We start from the raw sequence: 12825 nt of genomic DNA on the forward strand, positions 1-12825 counted from the left end.
GTTTAAGTATTGTGGTTAAGTCCTCGATCGATTAGTATCTGTCAGCTTCACGTGTCACCACGCTTCCACACCAGACCTATCAACCTCATCATCTCTGAGGGATCTTACTCGCTTGACGCGATGGGAAATCTCATCTTGAGGGGGGCTTCATGCTTAGATGCTTTCAGCACTTATCCCGTCCACACGTAGCTACCCAGCGATGCTCCTGGCGGAACAACTGGTACACCAGCGGTGTGTCCATCCCGGTCCTCTCGTACTAAGGACAGCTCCTCTCAAATTTCCTGCGCCCGCGACGGATAGGGACCGAACTGTCTCACGACGTTCTGAACCCAGCTCGCGTACCGCTTTAATGGGCGAACAGCCCAACCCTTGGGACCTACTTCAGCCCCAGGATGCGATGAGCCGACATCGAGGTGCCAAACCTCCCCGTCGATGTGGACTCTTGGGGGAGATAAGCCTGTTATCCCCAGGGTAGCTTTTATCCGTTGAGCGATGGCCCTTCCATGCGGAACCACCGGATCACTAAGCCCGACTTTCGTCCCTGCTCGACTTGTAGGTCTCGCAGTCAAGCTCCCTTGTGCCTTTACACTCTGCGAATGATTTCCAACCATTCTGAGGGAACCTTTGGGCGCCTCCGTTACACTTTAGGAGGCGACCGCCCCAGTCAAACTGCCCACCTGACACTGTCTCCGAACCGGATCACGGTCCTGGGTTAGAATTTCAATACCGTCAGGGTAGTATCCCACCGACGCCTCCACCGAACCTAGCGGTCCGGCTTCTAAGGCTCCTACCTATCCTGTACAAACGATACCAAAATCCAATATCAGGCTACAGTAAAGCTCCATGGGGTCTTTCCGTCCTGTCGCGGGTAACCTGCATCTTCACAGGTACTATAATTTCACCGGGTCTCTCGTTGAGACAGTATCCAAGTCGTTGCACCTTTCGTGCGGGTCGGAACTTACCCGACAAGGAATTTCGCTACCTTAGGACCGTTATAGTTACGGCCGCCGTTTACTGGGGCTTCGATTCAGAGCTTCTCCCGTAAGGGATAACCCCTCCTCTTAACCTTCCAGCACCGGGCAGGTGTCAGCCCCTATACTTCGCCTTACGGCTTCGCAGAGACCTGTGTTTTTGCTAAACAGTCGCTTGGATCTTTTCACTGCGGCTCTCTCGGGCATACACCCTATCAGAGCACCCCTTCTCCCGAAGTTACGGGGTCATTTTGCCGAGTTCCTTAACGAGAGTTCTCCCGAGCATCTTAGGATTCTCTCCTCGCCTACCTGTGTCGGTTTACGGTACGGGCACCTCTTTCCTCGCTAGAGGCTTTTCTTGGCAGTGTAGGATCAGGGACTTCGGTACTTTAGTTCCCTCGCCATCACAGCTCTGCCGTATGGTGGACGGATTTGCCTATCCACCGGCCTTGACTGCTTGGACGCGCATATCCATCAGCGCGCTCTCCCTACCTTCCTGCGTCCCCCCGTTGCTCAAACGGAAAGGAGGTGGTACAGGAATATCAACCTGTTGTCCATCGCCTACGCCTTTCGGCCTCGGCTTAGGTCCCGACTAACCCTGAGCGGACGAGCCTTCCTCAGGAAACCTTGGGCTTTCGATGGAGAAGATTCTCACTTCTCTTTTCGCTACTCATACCGGCATTCTCACTTCAAAGCGCTCCACGAGTCCTTCCGGTCTCGCTTCTCAGCCCTTCGAACGCTCCCCTACCACTGTACCAAAGGTACAATCCATAGCTTCGGTGATACGTTTAGCCCCGGTACATTTTCGGCGCAGAGTCACTCGACCAGTGAGCTATTACGCACTCTTTAAATGGTGGCTGCTTCTAAGCCAACATCCTGGTTGTCTGGGCAACTCCACATCCTTTTCCACTTAACGTATACTTGGGGACCTTAGCTGATGGTCTGGGCTGTTTCCCTCTCGACTACGGATCTTATCACTCGCAGTCTGACTCCCGTGGACAAGTTCCTGGCATTCGGAGTTTGACTGAATTCGGTAATCCTGTGGGGACCCCTAGTCCAATCAGTGCTCTACCTCCAGAACTCTCACCACGAGGCTAGCCCTAAAGCTATTTCGGGGAGAACCAGCTATCTCCGAGTTCGATTGGCATTTCACCCCTACCCACACCTCATCCCCGCACTTTTCAACGTGCGTGGGTTCGGGCCTCCATTCAGTGTTACCTGAACTTCACCCTGGACATGGGTAGATCACTCGGTTTCGGGTCTACGACAACGTACTCCTTCGCCCTATTCAGACTCGCTTTCGCTGCGGCTCCGTCTTCTCAACTTAACCTTGCACGTTATCGTAACTCGCCGGTTCATTCTACAAAAGGCACGCCGTCACCCGTTAATGGGCTCCGACTACTTGTAGGCACACGGTTTCAGGATCTCTTTCACTCCCCTTCCGGGGTGCTTTTCACCTTTCCCTCACGGTACTGGTTCACTATCGGTCACTAGGGAGTATTTAGCCTTGGGAGATGGTCCTCCCAGATTCCGACGGGGTTTCACGTGTCCCGCCGTACTCAGGATCCACTCTGGAGGGAACGACGTTTTGGCTACAGGGCTGTTACCTCTTCTAGCGGGCCTTTCCAGACCGCTTCGCCTACGCCGTTCCTTTCTTACTCCGTATAGAGTGTCCTACAACCCCAAGAGGCAAGCCTCTTGGTTTGGGCTGATTCCGTTTCGCTCGCCGCTACTCAGGAAATCGCGATTGCTTTCTCTTCCTCTGGGTACTAAGATGTTTCAGTTCCCCAGGTCTGCCTTCTCATACCCTATGTATTCAGGTATGGATACTGTCCCATTACGGACAGTGGGTTCCCCCATTCGGAAATCTCCGGATCAAAGCTTACTTACAGCTCCCCGAAGCATATCGGTGTTCGTCCCGTCCTTCGTCGGCTCCTAGTGCCAAGGCATCCACCGTGCGCCCTTCATAACTTAACCACGTTATGAATGAACTTACACTTTACTTACTTTGTCATTAAATGACGTTTCGATGTCTTGTTTTCAAGAATTTTCGTTATCTAGTTTTCAAGGAACGTTTTTGAAAGAACATAAGCTCTTTCAAAACTAAACAAAAGCCAAAGCGTGTTGCCCCGAAGGGCTTATGTCCTAAAAGGACTCCTTAGAAAGGAGGTGATCCAGCCGCACCTTCCGATACGGCTACCTTGTTACGACTTCACCCCAATCATCTGTCCCACCTTCGGCGGCTGGTTCCAAAAGGTTACCTCACCGACTTCGGGTGTTACAAACTCTCGTGGTGTGACGGGCGGTGTGTACAAGGCCCGGGAACGTATTCACCGCGGCATGCTGATCCGCGATTACTAGCAATTCCGGCTTCATGCAGGCGAGTTGCAGCCTGCAATCCGAACTGAGAATGGCTTTATGGGATTCGCTCAACCTCGCGGTTTTGCTGCCCTTTGTACCATCCATTGTAGCACGTGTGTAGCCCAGGTCATAAGGGGCATGATGATTTGACGTCATCCCCACCTTCCTCCGGTTTGTCACCGGCAGTCACCTTAGAGTGCCCAACTGAATGCTGGCAACTAAGATCAAGGGTTGCGCTCGTTGCGGGACTTAACCCAACATCTCACGACACGAGCTGACGACAACCATGCACCACCTGTCACTTCGTCCCCCGAAGGGGAACCTTCTATCTCTAGAAGTAGCGAAGGATGTCAAGACCTGGTAAGGTTCTTCGCGTTGCTTCGAATTAAACCACATGCTCCACTGCTTGTGCGGGCCCCCGTCAATTCCTTTGAGTTTCAGCCTTGCGGCCGTACTCCCCAGGCGGAGTGCTTAATGTGTTAACGTCAGCACTGAGGGTGGAACCCCCCAACACCTAGCACTCATCGTTTACGGCGTGGACTACCAGGGTATCTAATCCTGTTTGCTCCCCACGCTTTCGCGCCTCAGCGTCAGTTACTGGCCAGAGAGCCGCCTTCGCCACTGGTGTTCCTCCATATATCTACGCATTTCACCGCTACACATGGAATTCCACTCTCCTCTCCAGTACTCAAGTCCCCCAGTTTCCAATGGCCCTCCACGGTTGAGCCGTGGGCTTTCACATCAGACTTAAGAGACCGCCTGCGCGCGCTTTACGCCCAATAATTCCGGACAACGCTTGCCACCTACGTATTACCGCGGCTGCTGGCACGTAGTTAGCCGTGGCTTTCTGGTTAGGTACCGTCAAGGTACCGCCCTATTCGAACGGTACTTGTTCTTCCCTAACAACAGAGCTTTACGACCCGAAGGCCTTCATCGCTCACGCGGCGTTGCTCGGTCAGGCTTTCGCCCATTGCCGAAGATTCCCTACTGCTGCCTCCCGTAGGAGTCTGGGCCGTGTCTCAGTCCCAGTGTGGCCGATCACCCTCTCAGGTCGGCTACGCATCGTCGCCTTGGTGAGCCCTTACCTCACCAACTAGCTAATGCGCCGCGGGCCCATCTGTAAGTGATAGCTAGAAGCCATCTTTCAACTTTCCACCATGTGGTGGTCAGTATTATCCGGTATTAGCCCCGGTTTCCCGGAGTTATCCCAGTCTTACAGGCAGGTTGCCCACGTGTTACTCACCCGTCCGCCGCTGATCTCAGGGGAGCAAGCTCCCCATTAATCCGCTCGACTTGCATGTATTAGGCACGCCGCCAGCGTTCGTCCTGAGCCAGGATCAAACTCTCCAATAAAGTGTTTGATTGCTCATTAAATGTAAATCGAAATTGATACAGGGTTCTTATAAAAAGACCCGTTTCACGCTTGGCTTTTGTTCAGTTTTCAAAGAGCTAAATGGTGGAGCCTAGCGGGATCGAACCGCTGACCTCCTGCGTGCAAGGCAGGCGCTCTCCCAGCTGAGCTAAGGCCCCAAAATGTTGTTGAAGAAATGGTCGGGAAGACAGGATTTGAACCTGCGACCCCCTGGTCCCAAACCAGGTGCTCTACCAAGCTGAGCCACTTCCCGTAAAAAAATGGCGCGCCCGAGAGGAGTCGAACCCCTAACCTTCTGATCCGTAGTCAGACGCTCTATCCAATTGAGCTACGGGCGCATTTTGCCTTTAAAGTTGTCGATAATGGTGCCGAGGGCCGGACTTGAACCGGCACGGTAATCACTTACCGCAGGATTTTAAGTCCTGTGTGTCTGCCAATTCCACCACCCCGGCAGCATGGAGCGGAAGACGGGATTCGAACCCGCGACCCCCACCTTGGCAAGGTGGTGTTCTACCACTGAACTACTTCCGCATATGGTGCGGGTGGAGGGACTTGAACCCCCACGTCGCAAGGACACTAGATCCTAAGTCTAGCGCGTCTGCCAATTCCGCCACACCCGCAAATACTATAATGTTTCGTAAAGATGGTGAGCCATGAAGGACTCGAACCTTCGACCCTCTGATTAAAAGTCAGATGCTCTACCGACTGAGCTAATGGCTCTTGAAGTGGTGCTGGCCAGAGGACTTGAACCCCCAACCTACTGATTACAAGTCAGTTGCTCTACCAATTGAGCTAGGCCAGCAAAAATTAAATGGTGGAGGATGACGGGATCGAACCGCCGACCCCCTGCTTGTAAGGCAGGTGCTCTCCCAGCTGAGCTAATCCTCCATATGTAAGCCCGGCGACGTTCTACTCTCACAGGGGGAAGCCCCCAATTACCATTGACGCTGAAGAGCTTAACTTCCGTGTTCGGCATGGGAACGGGTGTGACCTCTTCGCTATCGTCACCAGACTTATGATTTGTGATAACCTTCGACATTCTGTGTCAGCTTCGTTCGCTCTCATCCTCATGTACAAGCTAAGTACACTCCGGTGGTCGCTCACTTGCTTCCTTGAATCTCTCGGTTCTGACAAATCTTTATTAAGTTTGAAGGAATTCCATTCCCTCAAAACTAGATAACGGTTCTTGAAAACATCTTCGATGTTTAAGTATTGTGGTTAAGTCCTCGATCGATTAGTATCTGTCAGCTTCACGTGTCACCACGCTTCCACACCAGACCTATCAACCTCATCATCTCTGAGGGATCTTACTCGCTTGACGCGATGGGAAATCTCATCTTGAGGGGGGCTTCATGCTTAGATGCTTTCAGCACTTATCCCGTCCACACGTAGCTACCCAGCGATGCTCCTGGCGGAACAACTGGTACACCAGCGGTGTGTCCATCCCGGTCCTCTCGTACTAAGGACAGCTCCTCTCAAATTTCCTGCGCCCGCGACGGATAGGGACCGAACTGTCTCACGACGTTCTGAACCCAGCTCGCGTACCGCTTTAATGGGCGAACAGCCCAACCCTTGGGACCTACTTCAGCCCCAGGATGCGATGAGCCGACATCGAGGTGCCAAACCTCCCCGTCGATGTGGACTCTTGGGGGAGATAAGCCTGTTATCCCCAGGGTAGCTTTTATCCGTTGAGCGATGGCCCTTCCATGCGGAACCACCGGATCACTAAGCCCGACTTTCGTCCCTGCTCGACTTGTAGGTCTCGCAGTCAAGCTCCCTTGTGCCTTTACACTCTGCGAATGATTTCCAACCATTCTGAGGGAACCTTTGGGCGCCTCCGTTACACTTTAGGAGGCGACCGCCCCAGTCAAACTGCCCACCTGACACTGTCTCCGAACCGGATCACGGTCCTGGGTTAGAATTTCAATACCGTCAGGGTAGTATCCCACCGACGCCTCCACCGAACCTAGCGGTCCGGCTTCTAAGGCTCCTACCTATCCTGTACAAACGATACCAAAATCCAATATCAGGCTACAGTAAAGCTCCATGGGGTCTTTCCGTCCTGTCGCGGGTAACCTGCATCTTCACAGGTACTATAATTTCACCGGGTCTCTCGTTGAGACAGTATCCAAGTCGTTGCACCTTTCGTGCGGGTCGGAACTTACCCGACAAGGAATTTCGCTACCTTAGGACCGTTATAGTTACGGCCGCCGTTTACTGGGGCTTCGATTCAGAGCTTCTCCCGTAAGGGATAACCCCTCCTCTTAACCTTCCAGCACCGGGCAGGTGTCAGCCCCTATACTTCGCCTTACGGCTTCGCAGAGACCTGTGTTTTTGCTAAACAGTCGCTTGGATCTTTTCACTGCGGCTCTCTCGGGCATACACCCTATCAGAGCACCCCTTCTCCCGAAGTTACGGGGTCATTTTGCCGAGTTCCTTAACGAGAGTTCTCCCGAGCATCTTAGGATTCTCTCCTCGCCTACCTGTGTCGGTTTACGGTACGGGCACCTCTTTCCTCGCTAGAGGCTTTTCTTGGCAGTGTAGGATCAGGGACTTCGGTACTTTAGTTCCCTCGCCATCACAGCTCTGCCGTATGGTGGACGGATTTGCCTATCCACCGGCCTTGACTGCTTGGACGCGCATATCCATCAGCGCGCTCTCCCTACCTTCCTGCGTCCCCCCGTTGCTCAAACGGAAAGGAGGTGGTACAGGAATATCAACCTGTTGTCCATCGCCTACGCCTTTCGGCCTCGGCTTAGGTCCCGACTAACCCTGAGCGGACGAGCCTTCCTCAGGAAACCTTGGGCTTTCGATGGAGAAGATTCTCACTTCTCTTTTCGCTACTCATACCGGCATTCTCACTTCAAAGCGCTCCACGAGTCCTTCCGGTCTCGCTTCTCAGCCCTTCGAACGCTCCCCTACCACTGTACCAAAGGTACAATCCATAGCTTCGGTGATACGTTTAGCCCCGGTACATTTTCGGCGCAGAGTCACTCGACCAGTGAGCTATTACGCACTCTTTAAATGGTGGCTGCTTCTAAGCCAACATCCTGGTTGTCTGGGCAACTCCACATCCTTTTCCACTTAACGTATACTTGGGGACCTTAGCTGATGGTCTGGGCTGTTTCCCTCTCGACTACGGATCTTATCACTCGCAGTCTGACTCCCGTGGACAAGTTCCTGGCATTCGGAGTTTGACTGAATTCGGTAATCCTGTGGGGACCCCTAGTCCAATCAGTGCTCTACCTCCAGAACTCTCACCACGAGGCTAGCCCTAAAGCTATTTCGGGGAGAACCAGCTATCTCCGAGTTCGATTGGCATTTCACCCCTACCCACACCTCATCCCCGCACTTTTCAACGTGCGTGGGTTCGGGCCTCCATTCAGTGTTACCTGAACTTCACCCTGGACATGGGTAGATCACTCGGTTTCGGGTCTACGACAACGTACTCCTTCGCCCTATTCAGACTCGCTTTCGCTGCGGCTCCGTCTTCTCAACTTAACCTTGCACGTTATCGTAACTCGCCGGTTCATTCTACAAAAGGCACGCCGTCACCCGTTAATGGGCTCCGACTACTTGTAGGCACACGGTTTCAGGATCTCTTTCACTCCCCTTCCGGGGTGCTTTTCACCTTTCCCTCACGGTACTGGTTCACTATCGGTCACTAGGGAGTATTTAGCCTTGGGAGATGGTCCTCCCAGATTCCGACGGGGTTTCACGTGTCCCGCCGTACTCAGGATCCACTCTGGAGGGAACGACGTTTTGGCTACAGGGCTGTTACCTCTTCTAGCGGGCCTTTCCAGACCGCTTCGCCTACGCCGTTCCTTTCTTACTCCGTATAGAGTGTCCTACAACCCCAAGAGGCAAGCCTCTTGGTTTGGGCTGATTCCGTTTCGCTCGCCGCTACTCAGGAAATCGCGATTGCTTTCTCTTCCTCTGGGTACTAAGATGTTTCAGTTCCCCAGGTCTGCCTTCTCATACCCTATGTATTCAGGTATGGATACTGTCCCATTACGGACAGTGGGTTCCCCCATTCGGAAATCTCCGGATCAAAGCTTACTTACAGCTCCCCGAAGCATATCGGTGTTCGTCCCGTCCTTCGTCGGCTCCTAGTGCCAAGGCATCCACCGTGCGCCCTTCATAACTTAACCACGTTATGAATGAACTTACACTTTACTTACTTTGTCATTAAATGACGTTTCGATGTCTTGTTTTCAAGAATTTTCGTTATCTAGTTTTCAAGGAACAAAATCCTCGTTGCTTCTTAGCGCAACGAATATTCATTATACGGACCTAATGACGAAATGTCAATAGGTTTTTTGGTGGAGCCTAGCGGGATCGAACCGCTGACCTCCTGCGTGCAAGGCAGGCGCTCTCCCAGCTGAGCTAAGGCCCCGAAAGGGGTGTTATTAAAATAAATGGTGGGCCTAAGTGGACTCGAACCACCGACCTCACGCTTATCAGGCGTGCGCTCTAACCAGCTGAGCTATAGGCCCGAACAATCTTGTTATATCTATTGATGTAAAACAAGCTCATTCAAAACTAAACATGGCTACTACTTGAATAGCATCTTTGCTGCCATGCGCCGAGGAAGCCTTCTACAAAGCGTTCTCTTGTTAGACGCAGGCGCAAAAGCCTATTTAGTTGGAGAGTGTTAGCTCTCTCAAAACTGAACAAATAACCAAGCGTGTTGCCCCGAAGGGCTCATGTCCTAAAAGGACTCCTTAGAAAGGAGGTGATCCAGCCGCACCTTCCGATACGGCTACCTTGTTACGACTTCACCCCAATCATCTGTCCCACCTTCGGCGGCTGGTTCCAAAAGGTTACCTCACCGACTTCGGGTGTTACAAACTCTCGTGGTGTGACGGGCGGTGTGTACAAGGCCCGGGAACGTATTCACCGCGGCATGCTGATCCGCGATTACTAGCAATTCCGGCTTCATGCAGGCGAGTTGCAGCCTGCAATCCGAACTGAGAATGGCTTTATGGGATTCGCTCAACCTCGCGGTTTTGCTGCCCTTTGTACCATCCATTGTAGCACGTGTGTAGCCCAGGTCATAAGGGGCATGATGATTTGACGTCATCCCCACCTTCCTCCGGTTTGTCACCGGCAGTCACCTTAGAGTGCCCAACTGAATGCTGGCAACTAAGATCAAGGGTTGCGCTCGTTGCGGGACTTAACCCAACATCTCACGACACGAGCTGACGACAACCATGCACCACCTGTCACTTCGTCCCCCGAAGGGGAACCTTCTATCTCTAGAAGTAGCGAAGGATGTCAAGACCTGGTAAGGTTCTTCGCGTTGCTTCGAATTAAACCACATGCTCCACTGCTTGTGCGGGCCCCCGTCAATTCCTTTGAGTTTCAGCCTTGCGGCCGTACTCCCCAGGCGGAGTGCTTAATGTGTTAACGTCAGCACTGAGGGTGGAACCCCCCAACACCTAGCACTCATCGTTTACGGCGTGGACTACCAGGGTATCTAATCCTGTTTGCTCCCCACGCTTTCGCGCCTCAGCGTCAGTTACTGGCCAGAGAGCCGCCTTCGCCACTGGTGTTCCTCCATATATCTACGCATTTCACCGCTACACATGGAATTCCACTCTCCTCTCCAGTACTCAAGTCCCCCAGTTTCCAATGGCCCTCCACGGTTGAGCCGTGGGCTTTCACATCAGACTTAAGAGACCGCCTGCGCGCGCTTTACGCCCAATAATTCCGGACAACGCTTGCCACCTACGTATTACCGCGGCTGCTGGCACGTAGTTAGCCGTGGCTTTCTGGTTAGGTACCGTCAAGGTACCGCCCTATTCGAACGGTACTTGTTCTTCCCTAACAACAGAGCTTTACGACCCGAAGGCCTTCATCGCTCACGCGGCGTTGCTCGGTCAGGCTTTCGCCCATTGCCGAAGATTCCCTACTGCTGCCTCCCGTAGGAGTCTGGGCCGTGTCTCAGTCCCAGTGTGGCCGATCACCCTCTCAGGTCGGCTACGCATCGTCGCCTTGGTGAGCCCTTACCTCACCAACTAGCTAATGCGCCGCGGGCCCATCTGTAAGTGATAGCTAGAAGCCATCTTTCAACTTTCCACCATGTGGTGGTCAGTATTATCCGGTATTAGCCCCGGTTTCCCGGAGTTATCCCAGTCTTACAGGCAGGTTGCCCACGTGTTACTCACCCGTCCGCCGCTGATCTCAGGGGAGCAAGCTCCCCATTGATCCGCTCGACTTGCATGTATTAGGCACGCCGCCAGCGTTCGTCCTGAGCCAGGATCAAACTCTCCAATAAAGTGTTTGATTGCTCATTAAATGTAAATCGAAATTGATTCAGGGTTCTTATAAAAAGACCCGTTTCACGCTTGGCTTTTGTTCAGTTTTCAAAGAGCTTTCGACTCGCTAAAAGCGAACCGTTTTTGTGTTTGTCGCTTATTGGCGACTTTATTAATTTATCACACGGCTTTGTCGATGTCAACAAAGAATTTCATCGTGTGTTGTCGCGAAATCAGTTTTTCCAACGACGAAAAATAATATACCATCTTTCTTGAGTCGATTCAATACATTTTTCAAAAATAGATCTAAATTCCTGAGTAAAAATAAAAAGAGCCGATCCTTGTAGGATCAGCCCTTTGTTTTCATTTACTCGCTGCGGTGTCTCATTTGTGGGAAGAGCAGCACGTCTCGGATCGATGGAGAGTCCGTTAACAGCATAACTATACGATCAATTCCGATACCGAGTCCTCCGGTTGGCGGTAGACCGTATTCTAATGCTTCAATGAAATCGTTGTCCATCATATGTGCTTCGTCGTTTCCTTCCTCACGTTCTTTCAATTGACCTTCGAATCGTTCACGCTGGTCAATTGGATCGTTCAACTCGGTGAAGGCATTCGCATGCTCACGTCCGACGATGAAGAGCTCGAAACGATCTGTGAAACGAGGGTCTTCAGCATTTTTCTTCGCTAATGGAGAAATCGCAACCGGATGTCCGTACACGAATGTCGGTTGAATTAGTTTCTCTTCAACGAAGTGTTCAAAGAATTCATTGACCACGTGTCCGAATGACATCGTTTCTTGAACAGGGACATTGTGTTCTTTTGCAAGTGCACGAGCTTCTTCATCACTCATCTCTTGCCAGAAGTCCACACCTGTATGCTCTTTCACCGCATCCACCATATGGAGGCGAGTCCATTGCGGCTTAAGATCTACTTCATAATCGCCGTATTTCACTGTCGTCGATCCGAGAACATCTTCAGCCACATGAGCGATCAAGTTTTCTGTCAGAGTCATGACATCTTGATAATCTGCGTAGGCTTCATAAAGCTCCATCATCGTGAATTCAGGGTTGTGTCGAGTGGAGACACCTTCGTTACGGAATACACGGCCGATTTCATATACCTTTTCCATTCCACCGACAATCAATCGCTTCAAGTGCAACTCGATTGCAATTCGCATGTACAGCTCCATGTCGAGTGAGTTATGGTGCGTAATGAAAGGACGAGCAGAAGCTCCACCTGGGATAGAGTGCATCGTAGGTGTTTCTACTTCAAGGTAACCGTTGTTGTCCAAGTATCGGCGCATGGATTGTAAAATGCGACTACGTGTAATGAACGTGTCTTTCACTTCAGGGTTCATGATCAAGTCAACATAACGTTGACGGTAGCGTTGCTCGATGTCCTTCAAACCATGGAACTTGTCCGGAAGAGGACGGAGTGCCTTTGAAAGCAGTGTGAAGTCTGTCACTTTAACGGAGAGTTCTCCGACTTTCGTCTTGAAAGCGACCCCTTTCACTCCGACGATGTCTCCGATGTCGATCGTGTTGAACAATTCGTATTGCTCGTCCCCTACTGAATCCTTACGTACATACAATTGAATCTGACCAGTCAAATCTTGCATATGAGCAAATCCAGCTTTACCTTTGCCACGCTTTGTCATGATTCTTCCAGCAAGAGAGACTTCGTTGTTTTGTTCTGATAAGTCTTCCTTAGAGATTTCATCGAAGTTTTTCACCATGGATTCAGCCGTATGGGTACGGTCGAATCGATGTCCGAAAGGATCGATCCCTAAATCCTTCAATGTATTCAATTTTTCTCGTCGAACGAGTAATTGGTCATTTAATTCTACGTCCTGACTCAT

General features: G+C 51.7%; 1 protein-coding gene, 11 tRNA genes and 5 rRNA genes. All 17 read right to left on the reverse strand.

From position 1 onward, the window contains the following. Positions 1-11 precede the first annotated feature (11 nt). The 17 genes from ACXQIQ_RS12500 to lysS all read right to left on the reverse strand — a co-directional run bounded on the left by ACXQIQ_RS12500 (position 12) and on the right by lysS (position 12825). Positions 12-2948, reverse strand: a 23S ribosomal RNA gene (locus ACXQIQ_RS12500). A 185-nt stretch (positions 2949-3133) separates the two neighbouring features. Beyond that, a 16S ribosomal RNA gene (locus ACXQIQ_RS12505) occupies positions 3134-4685 on the reverse strand. Between the two features lie 101 nt (positions 4686-4786). After that, a tRNA-Ala gene (locus ACXQIQ_RS12510) sits at positions 4787-4862 on the reverse strand. A gap of 18 nt (positions 4863-4880) precedes the next feature. After that, positions 4881-4957 (reverse strand) — tRNA-Pro (locus ACXQIQ_RS12515). 8 nt (positions 4958-4965) lie between these two features. Then, a tRNA-Arg gene (locus ACXQIQ_RS12520) sits at positions 4966-5042 on the reverse strand. Positions 5043-5067: 25 nt separating this feature from the next. Next, positions 5068-5156: transfer RNA gene (locus ACXQIQ_RS12525), tRNA-Leu, on the reverse strand. 4 nt (positions 5157-5160) lie between these two features. Beyond that, positions 5161-5235 (reverse strand) — tRNA-Gly (locus ACXQIQ_RS12530). A gap of 3 nt (positions 5236-5238) precedes the next feature. Then, positions 5239-5324: transfer RNA gene (locus ACXQIQ_RS12535), tRNA-Leu, on the reverse strand. A 24-nt stretch (positions 5325-5348) separates the two neighbouring features. Then, positions 5349-5424 (reverse strand) — tRNA-Lys (locus tag ACXQIQ_RS12540). Positions 5425-5430: 6 nt separating this feature from the next. Further along, positions 5431-5506, reverse strand: a tRNA-Thr gene (locus ACXQIQ_RS12545). 10 nt (positions 5507-5516) lie between these two features. Then, positions 5517-5592 (reverse strand) — tRNA-Val (locus tag ACXQIQ_RS12550). An 8-nt stretch (positions 5593-5600) separates the two neighbouring features. Then, positions 5601-5716: ribosomal RNA gene (rrf, locus tag ACXQIQ_RS12555) — 5S ribosomal RNA — on the reverse strand. 202 nt (positions 5717-5918) lie between these two features. After that, positions 5919-8855: ribosomal RNA gene (locus tag ACXQIQ_RS12560) — 23S ribosomal RNA — on the reverse strand. A 169-nt stretch (positions 8856-9024) separates the two neighbouring features. Continuing rightward, positions 9025-9100 (reverse strand) — tRNA-Ala (locus ACXQIQ_RS12565). A 23-nt stretch (positions 9101-9123) separates the two neighbouring features. Further along, a tRNA-Ile gene (locus ACXQIQ_RS12570) sits at positions 9124-9200 on the reverse strand. Between the two features lie 232 nt (positions 9201-9432). Next, positions 9433-10984: ribosomal RNA gene (locus ACXQIQ_RS12575) — 16S ribosomal RNA — on the reverse strand. The 16S, 23S and 5S rRNA genes sit together here with 11 tRNA genes alongside, the layout of an rRNA operon. 347 nt (positions 10985-11331) lie before the next feature. Further along, the gene (gene lysS / locus ACXQIQ_RS12580) at positions 11332-12825 is read right to left on the reverse strand and encodes a lysine--tRNA ligase (protein ID WP_439302405.1); all 1494 of its coding nucleotides are present in this window, start codon (positions 12823-12825) and stop codon (positions 11332-11334) included.

The sequence above is a fragment of the Pseudalkalibacillus sp. Hm43 genome (genome assembly GCF_054170705.1).

What these genes read in the sequence shown, in the direction of transcription:
- lysS (WP_439302405.1), bottom strand. Translation starts at nt 12,825, where the DNA reads ATGAGTCAGGACGTAGAATTAAATGACCAATTACTCGTTCGACGAGAA.